At 71.9% G+C, this 20,261-nt stretch carries 20 protein-coding genes; 15 read left to right on the top strand and 5 right to left on the bottom strand.

Annotated features, from left to right (window positions below; all coding sequences use genetic code 11):
- Positions 1-140: 140 nt before the first annotated feature.
- Positions 141-542: a PLD nuclease N-terminal domain-containing protein gene (locus tag ACZ4FH_RS31045; protein ID WP_383650550.1), complete on the bottom strand. Its 402-nt coding sequence runs from the start codon at positions 540-542 to the stop codon at positions 141-143.
- A gap of 262 nt (positions 543-804) precedes the next feature.
- Here ACZ4FH_RS31045 and ACZ4FH_RS31040 point away from each other — a divergent pair, with 262 nt between their 5' ends.
- The 10 genes from ACZ4FH_RS31040 to ACZ4FH_RS30995 all read left to right on the top strand — a co-directional run bounded on the left by ACZ4FH_RS31040 (position 805) and on the right by ACZ4FH_RS30995 (position 10,523).
- Positions 805-1,647 (top strand): MHYT domain-containing protein, encoded by an 843-nt coding sequence (locus ACZ4FH_RS31040; RefSeq protein WP_467309103.1) that lies wholly within the window; start codon positions 805-807, stop codon positions 1,645-1,647.
- Positions 1,648-1,944: 297 nt separating this feature from the next.
- Positions 1,945-2,664 carry a lytic polysaccharide monooxygenase gene (locus ACZ4FH_RS31035; protein ID WP_467309102.1) on the top strand — a complete coding sequence of 240 codons (720 nt, stop codon included), beginning with the start codon at positions 1,945-1,947 and terminating at the stop codon, positions 2,662-2,664.
- Between the two features lie 162 nt (positions 2,665-2,826).
- Positions 2,827-4,284 (top strand): menaquinone biosynthesis decarboxylase, encoded by a 1,458-nt coding sequence (locus ACZ4FH_RS31030; protein WP_467309101.1) that lies wholly within the window; start codon positions 2,827-2,829, stop codon positions 4,282-4,284.
- Positions 4,281-5,198 carry a menaquinone biosynthesis prenyltransferase MqnP gene (gene mqnP, locus ACZ4FH_RS31025; protein ID WP_467309100.1) on the top strand — a complete coding sequence of 306 codons (918 nt, stop codon included), beginning with the start codon at positions 4,281-4,283 and terminating at the stop codon, positions 5,196-5,198. Before ACZ4FH_RS31030 ends, mqnP begins: the two co-directional genes overlap by 4 nt.
- Before the next feature lie 80 nt (positions 5,199-5,278).
- Entirely contained in the window at positions 5,279-5,944 is a 666-nt protein-coding gene (locus tag ACZ4FH_RS31020) for a UbiX family flavin prenyltransferase (RefSeq protein ID WP_467309189.1), read from the top strand.
- Between the two features lie 129 nt (positions 5,945-6,073).
- A complete protein-coding gene (locus ACZ4FH_RS31015; protein WP_383650798.1) occupies positions 6,074-6,529 on the top strand; it encodes an Lrp/AsnC family transcriptional regulator in 456 nt (151 codons plus the stop codon).
- A 48-nt stretch (positions 6,530-6,577) separates the two neighbouring features.
- Positions 6,578-7,741, top strand: a complete 1,164-nt coding sequence (mqnE, locus tag ACZ4FH_RS31010; RefSeq protein ID WP_383650530.1) for an aminofutalosine synthase MqnE — start codon at positions 6,578-6,580, stop codon at positions 7,739-7,741.
- A gap of 87 nt (positions 7,742-7,828) precedes the next feature.
- Positions 7,829-8,353: a GNAT family N-acetyltransferase gene (locus ACZ4FH_RS31005; protein ID WP_467309099.1), complete on the top strand. Its 525-nt coding sequence runs from the start codon at positions 7,829-7,831 to the stop codon at positions 8,351-8,353.
- A 143-nt stretch (positions 8,354-8,496) separates the two neighbouring features.
- Positions 8,497-8,751, top strand: coding sequence for a DUF4229 domain-containing protein (locus ACZ4FH_RS31000; protein ID WP_467309098.1), 255 nt, complete (start codon positions 8,497-8,499; stop codon positions 8,749-8,751).
- A 428-nt stretch (positions 8,752-9,179) separates the two neighbouring features.
- Positions 9,180-10,523, top strand: coding sequence for a dicarboxylate/amino acid:cation symporter (locus ACZ4FH_RS30995; RefSeq protein ID WP_383650522.1), 1,344 nt, complete (start codon positions 9,180-9,182; stop codon positions 10,521-10,523).
- Positions 10,524-10,538: 15 nt separating this feature from the next.
- On the opposite strand, the gene ACZ4FH_RS30990 is transcribed toward ACZ4FH_RS30995, so the two are convergent.
- Positions 10,539-11,687, bottom strand: a complete 1,149-nt coding sequence (locus ACZ4FH_RS30990) for a glycosyltransferase (protein ID WP_467309097.1) — start codon at positions 11,685-11,687, stop codon at positions 10,539-10,541.
- Between the two features lie 222 nt (positions 11,688-11,909).
- Here ACZ4FH_RS30990 and ACZ4FH_RS30985 point away from each other — a divergent pair, with 222 nt between their 5' ends.
- Positions 11,910-12,536 carry a TetR/AcrR family transcriptional regulator gene (locus ACZ4FH_RS30985; protein WP_467309188.1) on the top strand — a complete coding sequence of 209 codons (627 nt, stop codon included), beginning with the start codon at positions 11,910-11,912 and terminating at the stop codon, positions 12,534-12,536.
- On the opposite strand, the gene ACZ4FH_RS30980 is transcribed toward ACZ4FH_RS30985, so the two are convergent.
- Positions 12,533-13,351, bottom strand: a complete 819-nt coding sequence (locus ACZ4FH_RS30980) for a MaoC/PaaZ C-terminal domain-containing protein (RefSeq protein WP_467309096.1) — start codon at positions 13,349-13,351, stop codon at positions 12,533-12,535. The two genes, ACZ4FH_RS30985 and ACZ4FH_RS30980, sit on opposite strands and share 4 nt — an antisense overlap.
- Positions 13,352-13,355: 4 nt before the next feature.
- The gene (locus ACZ4FH_RS30975; protein WP_467309095.1) at positions 13,356-14,675 is read right to left on the bottom strand and encodes a 3-oxoacyl-ACP reductase; all 1,320 of its coding nucleotides are present in this window, start codon (positions 14,673-14,675) and stop codon (positions 13,356-13,358) included.
- A gap of 85 nt (positions 14,676-14,760) precedes the next feature.
- Here ACZ4FH_RS30975 and ACZ4FH_RS30970 point away from each other — a divergent pair, with 85 nt between their 5' ends.
- Both ACZ4FH_RS30970 and ACZ4FH_RS30965 read left to right on the top strand, forming a co-directional pair.
- Complete coding sequence (locus ACZ4FH_RS30970) at positions 14,761-16,029, top strand: acetyl-CoA C-acetyltransferase (protein ID WP_467309094.1); 1,269 nt, start codon at positions 14,761-14,763, stop codon at positions 16,027-16,029.
- Positions 16,030-16,264: 235 nt separating this feature from the next.
- Positions 16,265-18,169 (top strand): AMP-dependent synthetase/ligase, encoded by a 1,905-nt coding sequence (locus tag ACZ4FH_RS30965; RefSeq protein ID WP_467309093.1) that lies wholly within the window; start codon positions 16,265-16,267, stop codon positions 18,167-18,169.
- Between the two features lie 36 nt (positions 18,170-18,205).
- Here the strand turns inward: ACZ4FH_RS30965 and ACZ4FH_RS30960 are convergent, their stop codons facing one another.
- Complete coding sequence (locus ACZ4FH_RS30960) at positions 18,206-18,979, bottom strand: helix-turn-helix domain-containing protein (protein ID WP_467309092.1); 774 nt, start codon at positions 18,977-18,979, stop codon at positions 18,206-18,208.
- 277 nt (positions 18,980-19,256) lie between these two features.
- Between ACZ4FH_RS30960 and ACZ4FH_RS30955 the strand changes: the two genes are divergently transcribed.
- Both ACZ4FH_RS30955 and ACZ4FH_RS30950 read left to right on the top strand, forming a co-directional pair.
- Positions 19,257-19,931 carry a DUF4097 family beta strand repeat-containing protein gene (locus ACZ4FH_RS30955; RefSeq protein WP_467309091.1) on the top strand — a complete coding sequence of 225 codons (675 nt, stop codon included), beginning with the start codon at positions 19,257-19,259 and terminating at the stop codon, positions 19,929-19,931.
- 41 nt (positions 19,932-19,972) lie between these two features.
- The coding region (locus tag ACZ4FH_RS30950) for an ATP-binding cassette domain-containing protein (protein ID WP_467309090.1) at positions 19,973-20,261 on the top strand (289 nt) is incomplete at its 3' end.

The raw sequence follows: 20,261 nt of genomic DNA, 5'->3' as shown, positions 1-20,261 counted from the left end.
CCCCAGCACCGCTCGGCACGACGATCTGTCACACCGTCAACACCAGGATATCGGGCGGGTGTTGGAGGAGGGTCAAGATTTTCGAACGATCGGCCCCGGGGCGCGGCGGCGGGGCCGGGACGACGGGGCGGCCGGTGGGCTCAGGTGCCGGGGGCGGGCTCGCCGGGGCCGGTGCCGCCCTCGCGCCGGCGCAGCTCGTCCTCGCGGCGGCGCAGATCGGCCTCCCAGTCCTTGAGGACCGCCTCGTCCTTGGCGTTCTCGTCCTTGAGGGACTTCAGGAAGTCGGGGTTGTCGTCCGGCGCCACCCACCGCTGACGGTGGTTGCGGTGCCATTCGGACGGGGTGCGGCCGCCGGCCGGCACCTCGCGCATCTTGCCCGCGGCCAGCCACACGATCGGGCCGACGATCCAGAACAGCAGGATGATGAAGACCCAGGCGATCTTCGGCAGGTGCTTGGCCTCGTCCTCGGGGGTGTTCAGGCAGTCGATGAACGCGTAGATCGTCAGGGCGAGCGGCAGGAGATACATCAGAGCCCGGAGCATGGTGGAAAGGTCCCCCCGCGGAGAGTCGGCGGGGCGTCTCCCCGACCCGGTGACGCGCCCAGAGTAGCGGGTGACGCGGCCGGACCTTTCTTTGTGAAAAGCCGCATAGCCGTCGCCGCCGTGATAATCACCATAAGATCCGAAGTTCAGGATATCGAGCCCCATGTGATTGATTGGGCGGCGCGGTCCGCCGTCTGCGACCGCTCCGACCAGCCGTTCCCGGTCTTTCTGCCCGACGGAACCACGAGAAGGGGATCGCGTCGTGGCTGCCACGGTGACCGAGTTCCACTACGGCGCGGTGACGCCCGTCGCCGCCTATCTGATGGCCTGCCTGGGCTCCGCGCTCGGGCTGCGCTGCACCGTGCGCTCGCTGCGCCGGGGCGACCGGGGCCGGAAGAACGGCTGGCTGTCGCTGGCCGCCGTCTCGCTGGGCTGCGGCATCTGGACGATGCACTTCATCGCGATGATGGGGTTCCGCGCCGAGGGCTCGGACATCGCGTACGACACCCGGCTGACCGTGCTGAGCCTCCTCGTCGCCATCGCCGTCACCGCCGTGGGCGTCTTCCTCGTCGGCCATCTGGGCTCGCGGCCGAAGGTGCTGACCGCGGCCGGGGTGTTCACCGGCCTCGGGGTCGCGGCCATGCACTACATCGGGATGGCCGCGATGACGGTGCACGGCAGCATCGACTACGCGGCGCCGACCGTGGCGCTGTCCGTGCTGATCGCCGTGGTCGCCGCGACCGCGGCGCTGTGGGCGGCGGTCACCGTCCGCGGTCTGTGGGCCAGCCTCGGGGCCAGCCTCGTCATGGGCGTCGCCGTCACCGGCATGCACTACACCGGCATGGCCGCCGTGAGCGTCCACGTCGACCCCTCGGGCGGCACCCATGTGCAGTCCTCGGTCGACCAGATCGCCTTCCTGCTGACCATGGTCGCCGGGCCCGTCGTCATGCTCGTCGTCGCGGCGACCGTCGTGATGTTCGACCCCGATCTGGTGCTCGGCGACGACCGGGTCCCCGCCCTCGGCGCGGACGCGGTGCCCGCCGCGCGCGGTGGGTACGGGGAGCGGACGTCCACCGGCAACGGCGGTACGCACCGCTCCAGGTGACGGCGGGTCAGCCATTTCGGCCGAACAGGCTTGCGAGCTGCGCACACTCTTGACGAGTCCCTGACCATAAGCCATGGTCTAGACCTGGGACCCAGTGGGTCCCGAGGTGAGTCACGGCTGTCCTCACGCATCCGTGGCGCGCGAAGGGATCAGCGGGGCGGCGCCCCCCTCGCCACCGGCCGTACCCGTGTGCGCGTCGTGCCCGGTTCCCAGCCGGTCGCGTCGAAGCCGCAGGTGCGGGCGCTCCTGATGCTGCCGTCTCCCCGCGGCAGCCCCTTCAGCGAAGAAGGAAGTGGCATGAACAGCAAGCGCAAAATGGCCATGGCGATCGGCGTGGGCATCGCTCCCCTCCTCGCGGTGGCGCTTCCGACGGCCAACGCCAGTGCTCATGGCTACATCTCCTCACCCCCGAGCCGCCAGGCGCAGTGTGCCGCGGGCACCGTCTCCTGCGGTCAGATCAAGTACGAGCCGCAGAGCGTCGAGGGCCCCAAGGGCCTGCGGAGCTGCAGCGGCGGCAACTCCCAGTTCGCCGACCTCGACGACGACAGCAAGGGCTGGAAGGTCACCCCGGTCGGCAGCTCGACCAACTTCTCCTGGACCCTGACCGCCCGGCACGCCACCAGCACCTGGCAGTACTACGTCGGCGGCACCAAGGTCGCGGAGTTCAACGACGGCGGCCGCCAGCCCGGCGCCACGGTGACCCACAACGTGAACTTCGGGTCCATCACGGGCAAGCAGAAGGTCCTCGCCGTGTGGAACGTCGCCGACACGGCGAACGCCTTCTACGCCTGTATCGACGTGAACATCGGCGGTGGCGGCGGCAACCCCGACCCCGACCCCGACCCGGGCACCCCGGGCGACTGCACCGGCGCCGCCTGGCAGGCCGGCTCGGTCTACAACGGGGGCGACACCGTCTCCCTGAACGGCCACAACTACCGCGCCAAGTGGTGGACGCAGGGCGACGAGCCGGGCACCGGCGGAGACTGGGGCGTCTGGACCGACCTCGGCGCCTGCTGACGTCCGCGTCCCGATCCCGGCAGCACCACGCCCCGGACCGGAATCCTCCGGTCCGGGGCACGTCCCCCGGGCACGGGAGAGCCGCCCGTGCCCGGCGGACCGCCCGGCGGGGCGGGGGGAGCCCCGGAGGCCCGCGGCCGGGGGGATGACAGACTGGTCGGCATGGCTTACGACGATCTTCGATCCCTCCTCCGGGCTCTGGAGCGCGAGGGCGAGCTCAAGCGCATCAAGGCCGAGGTCGACCCGTACCTGGAGGTCGGCGAGATCGTCGACCGGGTGAACAAGGCCGGCGGGCCCGCGCTGCTCTTCGAGAACGTCAAGGGCTCCTCGATGCCCCTGGCCATGAACGTCTTCGGTACCGACAAACGCCTGCTCAAGGCGCTCGGGCTGACGTCCTACGCCGAGATCGGCGAGAAGATCGGCGGGCTGCTCAAGCCCGAGCTGCCGCACGGCTTCATCGGGGTCCGGGAGGCCTTCGGCAAGCTCGGCACGATGGTGCACGTACCGCCGAAGAAGGTGAAGTCCGAGAACGCCCCCGTCCAGGAGGTCGTGCTCACCGGCGACGACGTGGACCTGGACCGGCTGCCGGCGCTCTTCACCTGGCCCAAGGACGGCGGCTCCTTCTTCAACCTGGGGCTCACCCACACCAAGCACCCCGAGACCGGCGTGCGCAATCTGGGCCTCTACCGGCTCCAGCGCCACGACCGCCGCACCATCGGGATGCACTGGCAGATCCACAAGGACAGCCGCAACCACTACCAGGTCGCCGCCCGGCGCGGTGAGCGGCTGCCCGTCGCCATCGCCTTCGGCGCCCCGCCCGCCGTCACGTACGCCTCCACCGCCCCGCTGCCCGGGGACATCGACGAGTACCTGTTCGCCGGGTTCATCCAGGGCAAGCGGATCGAGATGGTCGACTGCAAGACCGTGCCGCTCCAGGTCCCGGCCCAGGCCGAGGTCGTCATCGAGGGCTGGCTGGAGCCCGGGAAGACGCTCCCCGAGGGCCCGTTCGGCGACCACACCGGCTTCTACACCCCGCAGGAACCGTTCCCCGCACTGACCATCGACTGCGTGACCATGCGGAAGCGGCCGCTGCTCCAGTCCATCGTGGTCGGCCGGCCCCCCACCGAGGACGGACCGCTGGGCCGGGCCACCGAGCGGTTCTTCCTGCCGCTCCTCAAGATCATCGTCCCGGACATCGTGGACTACCACCTGCCCGAGTCCGGCGGCTTCCACAACTGCGCGATCGTCTCGATCGACAAGAAGTACCCCAAGCACGCCCAGAAGGTGATGAGCGCCATCTGGGGCGCGCACATGATGTCGCTGACCAAGCTGATCGTCGTCGTGGACGCCGACTGCGACGTCCACGATCTGCACGAGGTCTCCTGGCGGGCGCTCGGCAACACCGACTACGCCCGCGACCTCACCGTCTCCGAGGGGCCGGTGGACCATCTCGACCACGCCTCCTACCAGCAGTTCTGGGGCGGCAAGGCGGGCATCGACGCGACGAGGAAGTGGCCCGAGGAGGGCTACACCCGGGACGGGGGCTGGCCGGACATGGTCGAGTCCGACCCGGACACGGCGGCGATGGTCGACCGCCGCTGGAAGGAATACGGACTGTGAGCGCCGCCGAAGCGACCCTGGGCTCCGGGCCCGCCCGACCGAACAGCAAGGTCAGGGCCTTCCTGCGGCTCGTGATGATCGAGCACTCCGTCTTCGCGCTGCCCTTCGCCTACATCGCCGCCCTGACCGCGATGTTCCTGGACGACGAGTCGATCCACTGGGGCACGCTGCTGCTCGTCACCGTCGCGATGGTCGGGCTGCGCACCTTCGCGATGGCCGCGAACCGGATCATCGACCGGGAGATCGACGCCCGCAATCCGCGGACGGCCGGGCGCGAACTGGTCACCGGCGCGGTCTCGGTGCGTTCGGCGTGGACCGGGGCGCTCGTCGCCGTCGTCGTCTTCCTCGGCGCCGCCGCCCTGCTCAACCCGCTCTGTCTGGCCCTGGCCCCGGTCGCCGTCGTGCCGATGGTGGTCTACCCGTACGGCAAGCGGTTCACGAACTACCCGCACGCGATCCTGGGCCTGGCCCAGGCCATGGGGCCGATCGGCGCCTGGCTGGCCGTCACGGGCAGCTGGTCGTGGGACGCGGTGATCCTGGGCCTGGCCGTCGGGGTGTGGATCGGCGGCTTCGACCTGATCTTCGCCTGCCAGGACGTGCAGGCCGACCGGGCGCACGGGGTCCTCTCGGTCCCGGCCCGCTTCGGGGTGCCGGCGGCGCTGTGGGGCGCGCGGGTCAGCCATGCCGTGACGACCGGCCTGCTGGTCTGGTTCGGCCTGGCCACGCACGCCGGTCTCTTCTACTGGATCGGCATGGCGATCGTCTCGGTGGCCTTCGTCTACGAGCACCGGGTGGTCCGCCCGCACGACCTGTCCCGGCTCAACCGGGCGTTCTTCCAGGTCAACGGCTTCATCGGGATCGCGCTGTTCGCCTGTGCGCTGCTCGATCTGCTGGTGCGCGGACTGGGCGTCTGAGGGCGGGGCCGCCCCGGACTCCTGGCGCGCCGCCCGTCCGGGGCGCCGGATAGGCTCGGGGCGTGGATTCCGGGAGTTCGGTGAGTGAGCGGCGGCGCGCGCCTTGGATCGTCGGGGTGTCGGGCGCTTCGGGCACCCCCTTCGCCGCGGCGGTGCTGCGCGGTCTGCTGGCCGCGGGGGAGAGCGTCGACCTGGTGGTCAGCCGGGCCTCGCGGCTGACGCTGCTGGACGAGACCGGGATCGCCTTCCGCGACGCGCACTGGCAGGACGATCTCGCCGCCTGGCTGGCGCGGGGGGCGGACGGAAAGCCGCACACCTTCGACGTGGACGTCTCCGGCGTACGCCACTGGCCGGCCGGTGACCTGGCCGCGGGCCCGTCCTCCGGCTCGTACCCGGCCAAGGGCATGCTGATCGTCCCGGCGTCCACGGCCTGTGTGGCCGGGGTGGCGCTGGGGCTCTCCAAGGACCTGTTGCAGCGCGCCGCGAGCGTGACGCTCAAGGAGCGCAGGCCGCTGGTGGTCGCGGTGCGCGAGACGCCGCTGAGCGGGGCGACGCTGAAGCAGCTGGTGGCCCTCGACGAGGCGGGCGCCGTGGTGCTCCCCGCCTCCCCGGCGTTCTACGCGGGCGCGACGCACATCCAGGACCTGGTGGACTTCGTCGCGGGGCGGGTGCTGGACGCGGCCGGTGTCGGGCACGGCCTGTACCGCCGCTGGGACGGGGAGCTCGGCGGCGCACAGCGCGACTGACCCCGGCCCCCCGGACCGACGCCCTCAACCCCCACCAAGGGCTTCTGAATTACAGGCCACAAAGCCTGCGCGCCTTAGATTCAAAATGTAGACTCGCGATACTGCTGAACAATGGAAGGCTTCAGTCATATGGACGCGGTGGACAGGCAGCTCATCCAGGCCCTCAGGGAGAACGGCAGGGCCTCGTACGCCGAGCTGGGGCGGCTCGTGGGGCTCTCCGGACCCAGCGTCACCGACCGCATCAACCGGCTGGAGTCCGCCGGTGTCATCACCGGCTACCGCGCGACCGTCGACGCGGCCTCGCTGGGCCTCGGGGTCACGGCCCTGATCGGCATCTCCCTCTCGGACGCGGCCGACCACGAGGACGTGGCGCGGCGGCTGAAGGACCTCGCGGAGATCGAGGACGCCTGGTTCATCGCGGGCGACGACTCGTACATGCTCAAGGTCCGGGTCGGTGACGTGGACGGGCTGGAGCGCACCATCCGCCGGCTCAGCGGCACCAAGGGCGTCTCGCGGACGCGTACCACGATCGTGCTCTCCACCAAGTGGGAGAACCGGGTCGGGGACCTTCCCGAAGAGGCGTAGGCGTACGGTGAGCTGAGTCCGTACCGAGAGAACGATGGAGGTGCCCTGGTGGACGCGGGACTCAAGCGCGAACTGGAGCAGAAGGTCCGAGGCGGAGAGCGGTTGTCCCGCGAGGACGGGATCGCGCTGTACGAGTCCGACGATCTGGCCTGGCTCGGCGGACTGGCGCACGAGGTGCGCACGCGCAAGAACGGTGACGTGGTCCACTTCAACGTCAACCGGCACCTCAACATGACCAATGTGTGCACGGCCTCGTGCGCGTACTGCTCCTTCCAGCGCAAGCCGGGGGAGAAGGACGCGTACACGATGCGCATCGAGGAGGCGGTGAAGCTCGCCAAGGCGATGGAGGGCGAGAACCTCACCGAGCTGCACATCGTCAACGGACTGCACCCCTCCCTGCCGTGGCGCTACTACCCGCGCTCGCTGAGCGCGCTCAAGGAGGCGCTGCCGCAGGTCTCCCTGAAGGCGTTCACGGCCACCGAGATCCACCACTTCGAGACGATCTCCGGCATGTCCGCGTCGGACATCCTGGACGAGCTGATCGAGGCGGGTCTGGAGTCGCTGACCGGCGGCGGCGCGGAGATCTTCGACTGGGAGGTCCGCCAGCACATCGTCGACCACCGCACCCACTGGGAGGACTGGTCGCGGATCCACCGGCTCGCCCACGAGAAGGGGCTCAAGACCCCGGCGACGATGCTGTACGGGCACATCGAGGAGCCCCGGCACCGCGTCGACCACGTGCTGCGGCTGCGCGAGCTCCAGGACGAGACCGGCGGTTTCCAGGTCTTCATCCCGCTGCGCTACCAGCACGACTTCGTGGACATGAAGGACGGCAAGATCCGCAACAAGCTCCAGGCGCGCACCACGATGGCGACCGGGGCCGAGGCGCTGAAGACCTTCGCGGTCTCCCGGCTGCTGTTCGACAACGTCCCGCACGTCAAGGTCTTCTGGGTGATGCACGGCGTGCAGACCGCCCAGCTGGCGCTCCAGCACGGCGCGGACGACATGGACGGTTCGGTCGTCGAGTACAAGATCACGCACGACGCGGACAACTACGGCACGCCGAACAAGCTGGGCCGCGAGGACCTGCTGGACCTGATCCGGGACGCGGGCTTCCGGCCCGTGGAGCGCAACACCCGGTACGAGATCATCCGCGAGTACCCCGGCCCGGACGCGGAGCGGCGCGAGTCGCCGCAGCCGATGCGGGTCTGAACCGGCGCGGTGTCGTGCACGAGCTCCGGCCGCCGTCGCGGCCGGAGCTTTTTCACACCCAGGGCATGTAAGGGTTAATCTTCCCCCATGGCGCTTACTTTTGAACTGGATCCCGCCTTCGACCGCCCGGTGCGGGACGGCATAGCCGCGCTCTGGGCCGATGTCACCAACGCGGGCGGCGCGGTGGGCTTCGTCCCTCCCGTGTCGGTCGAGGACGTCCGGCCCGAGCTGGTCCGGCACCTGGTCGCCATGGCCGAGGGGCGCACCCGGCTGCTGGTCGGCCGCGACGAGAGCGGCGAGATCGCCGCCACCGCCTTCCTCGCACTGAACGGCCACCGGCTGATGCGCCACTGGCTCTGGCTCTACACGGTGATGGTCCACCCCCGCCACCAGGGCCGCGGCTACGGACGCGCGCTGATGGCCGCCGCGGCGGACGCCGCGCGCACCATCGACGGCATCGAGGCGATCAGGCTCACCTGCCGCGGCGGCACCGGCACCGACCGCTTCTACGCGTCCTGCGGATACAAGGAGGTCGGCCGGGTGCCGGCCGCGATCCGGGTGGCCGAGGGCGACGACCGCGACGACGTCATCATGCTGCTCCCGCTCGGCTGACCACGTCCGGAAGGCCCTTGACGCGGCCCTCCGAACCGTTCGATTGCGGGGCATGCTTCACTGGTCGGGCAGGACTGTCGTACGTAGAGAGAGGGCCAGCCGTGTCCGCTGCCAAGCCGAGCGCAACGATCCGGTACACCGCGATGCGTCTCAGCATCTTCGTCGGCTGCTTCGTCGTCGCCGCCATCGCCGTCAACTTCGGGGTGATCCCGTCGGGTGCCGGAGGATCCAACCTCGTCTGGGTCGTCCTCCTCGCCCTGGTGCTCTCCGCGCCGCTCAGCTACGTGCTCCTGCGCAAGCAGCGCGACGAGATGTCCGAGCAGATCGTGTCCTCGGTGGACCGCGCCAAGGCCCGCCTGGAGGCCAACCGGACGCGCGAGGACAGCGTGACCCAGTAGAGCCGCGGTGAGGGCGGCGTAAGGACTTTGTAAGCTTCCTCACAGCCGCACCCTTTCTTTCCGAAACCCCAGCACCGGAGCGACCGCTCCTGTACTGGGGTTTTCGCGTATCCGGGGCCGGAACGGCGCCCTCCGTACGCAGAGAGCGCTTCCCGGGGCCAAAGAAGAGCTTTGAGGTTCTCAAAGTTCAAGTGTTAACGTGTTCGCCATGAAGACAGCTGTGCGCCTCCGATCTGCCACGGGCATCCCGCTCGTGGAGCGCCTGCATGTCGATCTCTGCCGCTGTATGTCCGCGGTCTGTTGCCGCAACGTCTGAACCGGCACCATGCAGCGGCGCCGCCCCGGCCGTCCCGGGGCGCGGGCGCCGCACCCCGTCCCCCTCCGCACCGTCCCCGTGCGTCCCGATGCGTCACATCTGGAGTGTGTCCGTGTCCGCGAACTCCGCGTCCGCCCCCGCCGGTGAGTCCACCGGCTCCGGCTTCCGTATACCCAAGGTCCCGTTCTGGGCCCAGATCGTCGCCGGTCTCGTCCTCGGCGTCCTGCTCGGCTGGCTCGCCCGCAGCCAGGACATCGACTGGCTCTACACCACGCTCGACAAGGTCGGCCACATCTTCGTCCAGCTGCTGAAGCTGGCCGTCGCGCCCCTCGTCTTCTTCGCGATCCTGGTGTCGATCACCAACCTGCGCAAGGTCAACAACGCCGCCCGGCTGGCCACCCGCACCCTGCTCTGGTTCATGATCACCTCGCTGATCGCGGTCGCCATCGGCCTCGCGATCGGCCTGATCACCAACCCGGGCTCCGGCACCGGCCTCACCCCCAAGGACGGCAAGCTCCCCGAGCACGCCGGCTCCTGGCTCGACTTCCTGACCGGCATCATCCCGGACAACGTCATCACGCCGTTCGCCGAGCTGAACGTCCTGCAGATCGTCTTCATGGCCGCCGTCGCCGGCATCGCCGCCCTGCAGCTCGGTGAGAAGGCCCAGCCGATCCTCACCCTCAGCGAGTCCGTCCTGGAGCTGCTCCAGAAGGCCCTGTGGTGGGTCATCCGCCTCGCCCCGATCGGCACCATCGGCCTCATCGGCTACGCCATCGCCGACTACGGCTGGGACCTGATCGGCAAGTACGCCACCTTCACCGCCGACGTCTACATCGGCTGCGCCCTGGTGCTGTTCGGCGTCTACCCGCTGCTGCTCGCCACCGTCGCCAAGGTCAGCCCGCTCCAGTTCTTCAAGGGCGCCTGGCCCGCCATCCAGCTGGCCTTCGTCTCCCGCTCCTCGGTCGGCACCATGCCGGTCACCCAGAAGGTCACCGAGCGCCTCGGCGTCCCGAAGGAGTACGCCTCCTTCTCCGTCCCGTTCGGCGCCACCACCAAGATGGACGGCTGCGCCGCGATCTACCCCGCGCTCGCCGCGATCTTCATCGCGCAGATCTTCGACGTGCAGCTGGGCGTCGGCGACTACATCCTGATCGCGTTCGTCTCGGTGATCGGCTCGGCCGCCACCGCCGGTCTCACCGGTGCGACGGTCATGCTGACCCTCACCCTGTCGACGCTGGGCCTCCCGCTGGAGGGCGTCGGCCTGCTGATGGCCATCGACCCCATCCTCGACATGATGCGGACCGCCACCAACGTGGCCGGCCAGGCCCTGGTCCCGGTCATCGTCTCGGCCCGCGAGAAGATCCTCGACCTGGACGCCTACAACTCGGCGTCGGCCTCCCCGGTCGACGACGAGGCGCCCGTCGAGGACGCGGCCCGGGTGCCGGTCGCCGCCTGACCCCGTCCGTACGCGTCAGGCCCCGCAGCCCGCGCAGGCCTCGCCCGTGACATGTGGGCCTCTCCTCCAGTCCGGAGGGGAGGCCCACGACGCGTTCGGGGCCGGCCTGCGGCGGCCGGCCCACTCGCGGTTGGCGAGCGTCCGGTCCCGGTAGGCGCGCGGCAGATCGGGCAGGGCCAGCAGCCGGTCGCAGGCCCGCAGCGCCTCCTCGACCTCGCCCACCCGGTAGGCCGTCACCGAGTACTCGAAGAGCAGCCCCCACCGGTACACCCACGGCTGCACGGCCAGCAGGTCCTCGGGCGGCTCCCGGTCCAGGCCCGCCCGGACGAAGGCGTGCGCCGCGTGGTGCCGGCCGAGCCCGCGCAGCCGGGAGACCAGCTCGTAGCAGGCCTCCAGCCGCTGCGGCCGGGTCTCCCAGGCCCGGGACAGCGCGTCCATCGCGGCCGGCCAGTCGTCGGCCTCGGCCCGCAGGACCCCGGCCTGCAGCAGCGAGCAGTAGACCTCCTCGGCCCAGCCGCCCATCCGCGCCCGGCGTTCGTACAGCGCCACCGCCCGCTCCCGCTCGCCGAGGTCGCGCAGCGCCTGGGCGAGGTGGAAGACGGTGCGGGTGTTGGCCGGATCGCGCTCCAGCTCGGAGCCGAGCAGCCGGGCGTCGCGTTCGGCACGGCCGTGGCGCGAGCCGCCGTCGGCGTGGTCGTGGACGACGAGCGCGTCCAGCAGCTGCTGGTCCTCGGGTTCCCCCGCGGTCAGGTGCTCCCGGGTGACGCCCTCGTACCGCCAGGCCATGTCCCCGCGCACCAGCCGTTTGATCCGGTGCTCGACGGGGCCCTCGTGGCGCAGCAGATAGGCGTCGGCGGTCAGCTCGGGCAGCGGGCCCCGGCGGTGGACCACATGGTCGGCGTCGACCAGCAGCAGATAGTCGGCGCGGGCGTGCGCCCGGCGGATGTTCAGCGTGCGGTTGTGCCCGAAGTCGGTCCAGGGGTCCTGGTGGAGTTCGCCGGGAATGCCGTCCAGCGCCCTGCGCACCAGGGCCTGGGTGCCGTCGGTCGAGCCCGTGTCCGAGATCACCCAGGTGTCCACGAGGTCCCGTACGGAGGAGAGGCAGCGTTCGACGACCCGCGCCTCGTTCCTGACGATCATGCACAGGCAGACGGTCGGTTTCACGGCGGGCACCTCTCCCCGGCGGACAACTGCTGACAACTGCGGGCACCTCGCGGGCACCGTGCGGGCGACGACCCTACGCACGGGGTACGGGGGCGCGGCGGCGGCACGCCGCGGCGGGCGGCCGCGAACAGGTCTTCGGGGAGCGGCCCCCGTAGGCTTACCGGGGAGTAGTGCGGCGGGGGCGGGAAGGAAGTCGACGTGGGTGCTGTGAGGAACAAGCGGATGCCGCGCGCCGTGCGCGAGCGGCAGATGATGGACGCCGCGGTGCAGACGTTCGGGCAGCGGGGCTACCGGGCGGCGTCGATGGACGAGATCGCGGAGCTGGCCGGGGTGTCCAAACCCCTGGTGTACCTGTACCTCCACTCCAAGGACGAGCTGTTCACCGCCTGTATCCGGCGGGAGGCCGCGGCGCTGCTCGCGGCGATCCGGGCGGGCGCCGAGCCCGGACTGTCGGCCGACCGCCAACTCTGGTCGGGGCTGCGGGCGTTCTTCACGCACACCGCGGAGAACCCGGACGGCTGGGCGGTCCTCTACCGGCAGGCGCGCACCCACGGGGAGCCGTTCGCCACCGAGGTGCACGTGATGCGCGAGGAGATCGTCGCCTTCGTGACGGGGCTGATCGGCGCCGCGGCGCGCGAGGCGCACCACGACGCCGAGCTCGCCGACCGCGATGTGGCGGGCCTGGCCCAGGCGCTGGTGGGGGCGGCCGAGGCGCTGGCCGGCTGGGCCAACGAGACCCCGGACGTCTCCGCGAAGGAGGCCGCGGCCACCCTCATGAACTTCTCCTGGGCCGGCCTGGAGAACCTGATGCACGGCCGGACGTGGCAGGTGCCGGCCGAGGAGGGCTAACCGGTCGTCGCGGTTCCCGTGAGGTGCAGCCGCTCCCCGTCCCGGCCGCCGCGCAGCTGGAAGGCGGTGCCCTCGCGGGCGTAGGTGACGGTGCCGGGCAGCAGGACGGGGGCCCGGAAGTCGGCCCGTACGGTGCGGACCGGGCCGGGGATCTCTGCCAGGCAGCGGGCCACGGTCCACATGCCGTGGGCGATGGCGCGGGGGAAGCCGAAGAGCCGGGCGGTCAGCGGGTGGAGGTGGATGGGGTTGCGGTCGCCGGAGGCGGCCCCGTAGCGCCGTCCGAGGTCGGCGGGCAGCCGCCATTCGGCGGTGGCGGGGAGCACGGGGCCGGGGGTCCGGGGCTCCTGCGGGGTGGCGTCGCGGGTCGCGTGCCGGGAGAGGTAGCCGCTGCGGGACTCCCACACCAGCTCGCCGGAGAGCCGCGCCTCGGTCACCATCGTCACCTCGGTGCCCCGCCGGTGCGGGCTCAGCTCCCGGGCGTACACGGTGAGTTCGAGCGGGTCCTCCGGCCGGAGGGGGCGGTGGGCGGTGATCTCGATCCAGGTGTGGACGAGGCCCGTGACCGGCAGCGGGAAGGCGCGGCGGGTCATCAGGCCCATGGCGAGCGGGAAGGCCAGGACGTGCGGGTACGTCACCGGCAGCGCGCCCGTCCCCGGGAAGCCGCAGAGCGCGCGGTAGGCGGCCAGCGGTCCGGGGTCGGGGGGTGCGGCGGGCAGGCGGAGGCGGTCGGCGGGGAGGGTGGCGCCGGGGCGTCCGGCCCGTTTGAAGGGGGAGGTGACGGCGCCCCGGGCGAGGGAGAGGGTCAGGCCGGGCACGGGCTCACGCTCCCAGCAGGCTCTGGCCGCAGACGCGGACGATCTGGCCGTTGACGGCGGTCGAGGCGGGCTGGGCGAACCAGGCGGTGGTCTCGGCGACGTCGACCGGGAGGCCGCCCTGGGAGAGGGAGTTCATCCGGCGGCCCGCCTCGCGGATGAAGAGCGGGACGGCCGCGGTCATCTTCGTCTCGATGAAGCCCGGGGCCACCGCGTTGACGGTGACGCCGTGCTCGGCGGCGGCGCGCGGGGCCAGGGAGCGGACCAGGCCGATGATCCCGGCCTTGCTGGCCGCGTAGTTGGTCTGGCCGTTGTTCCCGGCGATGCCCGCGATGGAGGCGGTGGCGACGATCCGGCCGCCCCGGCCGAGCGTGCCGGACTTCAGCAGGGCGTCGGTGGTGCGCAGGACGCTGTCCAGGTTGACGTCGATGACCGAGGCCCAGCGTTCGGCGGGCATGTTGGCGAGCCGCCGGTCGCGGGTGATGCCGGCGTTGTGGACGAGGATGCCGAGCCCGTCCGGGGCGGCGGCCGCGATGCGGTCGGCGGCGTCGTCGGCGGTGATGTCGAGGGGCAGCGCGGTGGCGCCGAGCCGGTCGGCGGTGCGGACCAGGTCCTCCTGGGCCTGCGGGACGTCCAGGCAGATGACCCGGGCCCCGTCGCGGGCCAGGACCGAGGCGACGGAGGCCCCGATGCCCCGGGCGGCGCCGGTGACCAGGGCGGTGCGGCCGGCGAGCGGGGCGGCCCAGTCGGCGACCTCGTCGGGGGCGGCGCCGGTGACCTCGACGACCTGGCCGCTGACGTACGCGGAGCGGGGCGAGAGCAGGAAGCGCAGGGTGGACGCGGCGGAGCCGACGGCCGCGGGGTCGACGCGCACCAGCTGGACGGTGGCGCCCCTGCCGATCTCCTTGCCCAGGGAGCGCACGAAGCCCTCCAGGGCCTGCTGGGCGGCGGCCTGGTGGTGGTCCTCCGGCGAGGGCCGCACGCCGAGGACGACGATCCGGCCGCCGGGGGCGAGCGAGCGGACGACCGGGTGGAGGGCGGCGTGCACCGCGCCGAGCCCGGCGGCGGTGTCGACGGCGGTCGCGTCGAGCACCAGCGCGGCGGGCCGTTCCGCGCGGGCGTCGACGTCCAGGCCGGTGGCGGCGAGGATCGCGGCCAGCTCCTCCGTGACGGCGGAGTCCCCGGCGGTGAGGTGGCGGACCGGGCCGGTCAGCGTCGGCGTCTCCAGGGTCCAGCGCCGCAGCCGGGCGGGCTGCGGGAGACCGAGCTTCCGGGTGAGGAACCCGCCGGGTGCCGTGCCGGTCAGGTGCAGATAGCGGTCGGCCATTGTCCAGACTCCCTGCTCGGTCGTAGATTTACTCCGGAGTAAGGTTACTCAAGAGTCAGGAGCTGGTCGAGATGAGTTGGTCGAGATGATTCCCCTCGCACTCCCGCGGCCCCGCCGGGTCGCGGTCATCGGGGGCAGCCGCATTCCCTTCGCCCGCTCCGACGGGCCCTACGCGCAGGCCTCCAACCAGCAGATGCTGACCGCCGCGCTCGACGGTCTGGTGGAGCGGTTCGGTCTCCAGGGGGAACGCCTCGGCGAGTTCGCGGCGGGCGCGGTCCTCAAGCACAGCCGGGACTTCAACCTGGCCCGGGAGACGGTGCTCGGCTCGCGCCTCGACCCGCGCACCCCCGCCTACGACGTCCAGCAGGCCTGCGGCACCGGCCTCCAGGCGGTGATCGCCGCCGCGAACAAGATCATGCTCGGGGCGATCGACTCCGCGATCGCCGGCGGCACGGACACCACGAGCGACGCCCCGCTCGGCGTCAACGACGATCTGCGCCGGCTGCTGCTGTCCGCCCGGCGCGCGAAGTCGGCGGGTGCCCGCGCCAAGGCCCTCACGGGCGTACGGCCCCGCCACCTCGTCCCGGACATCCCGCGCAACGCCGAACCCCGCACCGGTCTCTCGATGGGCGAGCACGCCGCCGTCACCGCCCGGCAGTGGGACATCGGCCGCGCCGAGCAGGACCTCCTCGCCGCCACCAGCCACCAGCGGCTCGCCGCCGCCTACGACCGGGGCTTCCTGGACGACCTCGTCGTCCCGTACCTGGGCCTGGAGCGCGACCAGAACCTGCGCCCCGGCTCCACCGTGGAGAAACTCGCCACCCTGAAGCCGGTGTTCGGTGCGGACCACCCGGACGCGACGATGACCGCGGGCAATTCGACGCCCCTCACGGACGGTGCCGCGACCGTCCTCCTGGCGAGCGAGGAGTGGGCCGAGGCGCACGGTCTGGAACCGCAGGCCTATCTCTCGCTGTACGAGACGGCGGCCGTCGACTACGTGAACGGCGAGGACGGACTGCTGATGGCGCCCGCGTACGCCGTGCCCCGGCTGCTGGAGCGGGCCGGGCTCTCCCTCGACGACTTCGACCTCGTCGAGGTGCACGAGGCGTTCGCCTCCCAGGTGCTCGCCACCCTCGCGGCCTGGGAGAAGCAGGGGCTCGGCCCCGTCGACCGGGACCGGCTCAACGTGGCGGGGTCCTCCCTGGCCACCGGTCACCCCTTCGCCGCGACGGGCGCCCGGATCGTCGCCACCCTGGCCAAGCTGCTCGCCGAGCGGGACGCTCCGGGCCGGGGGCTGATCTCCGTCTGCGCCGCGGGCGGCCAGGGGGTCACGGCCGTCCTCGAACGCGTCTGATCCGTACGACCGTACGACCGCTGTCCGTGGTCCGGCGGGGCAGGCCCGCTTCGCCGGACGGTCCGGTCCGGGGGCCTTCCGCTCCCCGGCCGGACGGTTCGGTCCGGCCGGGGGCCTGCCTCCCGCGCCGGACGGCTCGGCCGTGTCCATGAGCCCCGCCCGGCCTCCGGGCATCCGCCCGGGGCTCCCGGACACGCCCAGGTGCACTGCCCGATCCCATCCCGAGGAGCCGCACGTGTCCACGCCACCCGCACCACCCACCACGCCCGCCCTGGTCGAACCGGAGAGGACCAGGGACGCCGACGGCACCGTCCGGCAGGTCTCCGTACCGGCGCTGGCGCCGCCCGTCCTGCGTGGATCGCTCGCCGAGATCCCCTTCGACAACGCCCGTGAGGCTCCCCAGGAGGCCGTCCTCAGCCGCAAGGGGGCGGACGGGCAGTGGCGGGACGTGACGGCCGCCGCGTTCGCCGCGGAGGTGCGGGCGGTGGCCAAGGGGCTGATCGCGGAGGGGCTGCGCGGCGGCGACCGGATCGCCATCATGGCCCGCACCACCTACGAGTGGACTTTGCTGGACTTCGCGTCCTGGGCCGCCGGACTGGTCACCGTGCCCGTCTACCCGACCTCCTCCGCCTTCCAGGCCCGCTGGATCCTCCAGGACTCCGGGGCCGTCGCCTGCGCGGTCGAGACCGCCGAACAGGGCCGTCTCATCAGCCAGGAGCGCAAGCAGCTCGCGGGCCTGGCCCACCTCTGGCAGTTCGACACCGGGGTGCTGGACCGGCTGAAGAAGGCCGGCGAGAACGTCCCGGACGACGCCGTGGACGCCCGTCGCGCCACCCTGGAACCGGACACCCCGGCCACGCTCATCTACACCTCCGGCACCACCGGCCGCCCCAAGGGCTGCGTCCTGACCCACGGCAACTTCTACGCCGAGGTCGACAACGCCATCGAACTGCTCCACCCGGTCTTCAAGTCCGTCAGCAAGTACCCCGCGTCCACCCTGCTGTTCCTGCCGCTGTCGCACGTCTTCGGCCGGATGGTCGCCATCGGCTGTCTGCGCGCCCGGGTCCGGCTCGGCCACGCGCCCTCCATCAAGACGGAGGACCTGCTCGACGACCTCGCGGGCTTCCGCCCGTCGTTCCTGCTGGCGATCCCGTACGTCCTGGAGAAGGTCTACAACACTGGCCGGGCCACCGCCGAGAAGATGGGCCGCGCCTCCTCCTTCGACCGGGCGGCCCGCATCGCCCAGCGGTACGGCGAGGCCGTCGAGGCCGCCCAGCACGGCACGGGCCCCGGCCCCGGCCTCGGACTCCGGGCCGCCCGCGCGCTCTACGACCCGCTGGTCTACCGCCGGATCCGGGCCGCGCTCGGCGGCCATCTGCGCTACGCGATCTGCGGCGGCTCCCCACTGGGCCGCCGGCTCGCCTCCTTCTACGCGGGCGCCGGCGTCGAGATCTTCGAGGGCTACGGCCTCACCGAGACCACCGCCGCCGCCACCGTCACCCCGCCGCTCCGCCCCCGCCTGGGCACCGTCGGCTGGCCGCTGCCCGGCACCGCCGTACGCATCGCCCCGGACGGCGAGGTCCTGCTCAGTGGCGGCCAGGTGTTCAGCGGCTACTGGGACGCGGAGCGCGGCGAGGCCGTGTCCGTCCTCAACGACGGCTGGTTCGCCACCGGCGACATCGGGCAGCTCGACGAGGACGGCTACCTCACGATCACCGGCCGCAAGAAGGACATCATCATCACCTCGGGCGGCAAGAACGTCACCCCCGCCCCCCTGGAGGACTGGCTGCGCGCCCACCCCCTGGTCAGCCAGTGCATGGTCGTCGGCGACAACCGCTCGTTCATCACCGCCCTGATCACCCTGGAGCCCGACGGCCTCGCCCACTGGCGGCAGATGACGAAGAAACAACACGTCCCGGTACGCGAACTCGTCCACGACGACGACCTGCGCACCGCCCTCCAGCGCGCCGTGGACGAGGCCAACCGCCTCGTCTCCCGCGCCGAGTCCATCCGCAAGTTCGCCGTCCTCCCGGTCGACTTCACGGAGGAGAACGGCCATCTGACCCCGTCCCTCAAGCTGAAACGGGACGCCGTCGCACGGGACTTCGCGGAGGAGATCGAGGAGCTGTACCGGAAGTAGGCGGGGCAGGGCGGGGAGGGAAGGGGCGGGGAGGGCTCAGGCGCGGGACGGGGCGTCCGGGTCCTCCGCCTCCGGGTCCTCCGGTTCCGGGCCGTCCGGGGCGGGGCCGCTGTGGAGGACGGCTCGGGCCTGTTCGGCGGCGCGGGCTATGGCCTCGGAGACGTAGTCGAGGAAGCGGGCCATGCTTTCGAGGCGGACGCCGGCCGGGGTGTCCGCGCCGAGGACGGGGACGCCCTGGCGGGCGGTGTCGACGAGCTGGGCGGTGGAGCGGGCGCTGGCCATCATCGACTGGTACATGATGTCGTCGTCGACGGTGTACCGCTCGCGGCGGCGCTCGTCGCGTTGACGGCCGATCATGTCCTGGCTCTCCAGGTACGAGATGGCCTTGGAGACGGACGCCGGGCTGACCTGGAGCCGCTGGGCGAGTTCGGCGGCGGTGAGGCTGCCGGTGTCGGTGACGTAGAGGCAGGCCAGCACCCGGGACGTCATCAGCGGTGCGCCCGAGGCCAGCAGGACGGTGGTCAGGACCTCCTCGAAGGCGCGGACCGCCTCGGCGTCGCGCCCGTAGGGCTGCGGAGGGGTGTGCGCGGCGCGCGGCTCGGGCTTCTTCCGGCGGTGGGCGCGGTGTTCGGTGGCGCGGTGGGCCACTTCGGCGCGGTAGGCGGTGGGGCCGCCGTTGCGCATGACCTCGCGGGTGACCGTCGAGGTGGGGCGGTCCAGACGCCGGGCGATCTCGGCGTAGGCGAGGCCGTCGGCCAGCCCCAGGGCGATCTGCCGGCGTTCCTGCTGGGTGAGTCTGCCTCCCGGCATCGCGGCCTCCTCGGTGCTCCGGGCGCGCGACCCGGTGGCCGCGACGGGCCGACTATAGCGTTCGGTCTCAACTCATTGCAACGAATGCCGATATGAGGCGTTGCGTTATGCGCGAGGTCATTGCATCAAATTCCCTGTCTCTACGTGCAGTTACTGTCTTCTGGTGCAACAAAGTCGTTGCCGGATCAGTGAACGCAACGTAGCTTTTCCTCTGTCGGAAAGCGCGGGCCATCGGGGCCCGGAGCACCGGCAGGTTCCACAGGAGAAGGAGAAAGCCATGCAGAAGTTCGACACCCCCGCCGCCGTCCGCACCGTTCTCGACATCCCCGCCGGACGCATCAGCCTCATCGCCGCCGACCGCGCGGACACCACGGTCGAGGTCCGCCCGGCCGACGCCTCCAGGAAGCGCGACGTCCGCACCGCCGAGCGGGCCGAGGTCCGTTACGCCGACGGCGTCCTGCACGTCCGGATCGCCGCGGAGACCGGGAACCGCCTGATCGGCGACGGCAGCGGTTCGGTCGAGGTCACCGTCCAGCTCCCCTCCGGTTCGCACGTCGAGGCCACCGCGGCCGCCGCCGAGTTCCGGGGCGTGGGCCGGCTCGGGGACGTCGCCTTCGACGGCGGACTCGGCAGCGTCAAGCTGGACGAGGCGGCGAGCGCCCGCCTCTCGGCCCACGACGCGACCGTCACCGTCGGCCGCCTCACCGGGGACGCCGACATCCGCACCCAGCGCGGCGCCATCACCGTCACCGAGGCCACCCGGGGCGCGCTCGACCTGAGCACCCAGCTCGGCGACATCACCGTCCAGGCGGCCCGGGGCGTCTCCGCCTCGCTGGACGCCGGCACCGGACACGGCCGGATCGACAACGCCCTGCGCAACGCCGACGCCACCCCCGCCCTGACCGTCCGGGCGACCACCTCCCAGGGCGACATCACCGCCCGCAGCCTCTGAGCCCGGACCACACCTCCATGAACGCGAAGGAGCATCCGCCCATGACGAACACCGCCATCGCCGCGCACGACCTGCGCAAGTCCTACGGCGACAAGACCGTCCTCGACGGCATCGACCTGACGGTCCCCGAAGGCACGGTCTTCGCGTTGCTGGGTCCGAACGGTGCGGGCAAGACGACCGCCGTGAAGATCCTCTCGACCCTGGTGAGGCCGGACCCCGGATCCGGACCCGTCCGCGTCGGCGGGCACGACCTGGCCACCGACCCCCAGGCCGCCCGCGCCACCATCGGCGTCACCGGACAGTTCTCCGCCGTCGACGGACTGATCACCG

It is taken from the genome of Streptomyces sp. NPDC024555 (genome assembly GCF_055559335.1).
The sequence above is the reverse complement of the archived record's forward strand: the minus strand, read 5'-3'. Positions and strand labels throughout refer to the sequence as shown.

What these genes read in the sequence shown, in the direction of transcription:
- ACZ4FH_RS31045 (WP_383650550.1), bottom strand. Translation starts at nt 542, where the DNA reads ATGCTCCGGGCTCTGATGTATCTCCTGCCGCTCGCCCTGACGATCTAC.
- ACZ4FH_RS31035 (WP_467309102.1), top strand. Translation starts at nt 1,945, where the DNA reads ATGAACAGCAAGCGCAAAATGGCCATGGCGATCGGCGTGGGCATCGCT.
- ACZ4FH_RS31030 (WP_467309101.1), top strand. Translation starts at nt 2,827, where the DNA reads ATGGCTTACGACGATCTTCGATCCCTCCTCCGGGCTCTGGAGCGCGAG.
- ACZ4FH_RS31015 (WP_383650798.1), top strand. Translation starts at nt 6,074, where the DNA reads ATGGACGCGGTGGACAGGCAGCTCATCCAGGCCCTCAGGGAGAACGGC.
- ACZ4FH_RS31005 (WP_467309099.1), top strand. Translation starts at nt 7,829, where the DNA reads ATGGCGCTTACTTTTGAACTGGATCCCGCCTTCGACCGCCCGGTGCGG.
- ACZ4FH_RS31000 (WP_467309098.1), top strand. Translation starts at nt 8,497, where the DNA reads ATGCGTCTCAGCATCTTCGTCGGCTGCTTCGTCGTCGCCGCCATCGCC.
- ACZ4FH_RS30985 (WP_467309188.1), top strand. Translation starts at nt 11,910, where the DNA reads ATGCCGCGCGCCGTGCGCGAGCGGCAGATGATGGACGCCGCGGTGCAG.
- ACZ4FH_RS30975 (WP_467309095.1), bottom strand. Translation starts at nt 14,675, where the DNA reads ATGGCCGACCGCTATCTGCACCTGACCGGCACGGCACCCGGCGGGTTC.
- ACZ4FH_RS30970 (WP_467309094.1), top strand. Translation starts at nt 14,761, where the DNA reads ATGATTCCCCTCGCACTCCCGCGGCCCCGCCGGGTCGCGGTCATCGGG.
- ACZ4FH_RS30960 (WP_467309092.1), bottom strand. Translation starts at nt 18,979, where the DNA reads ATGCCGGGAGGCAGACTCACCCAGCAGGAACGCCGGCAGATCGCCCTG.
- ACZ4FH_RS30955 (WP_467309091.1), top strand. Translation starts at nt 19,257, where the DNA reads ATGCAGAAGTTCGACACCCCCGCCGCCGTCCGCACCGTTCTCGACATC.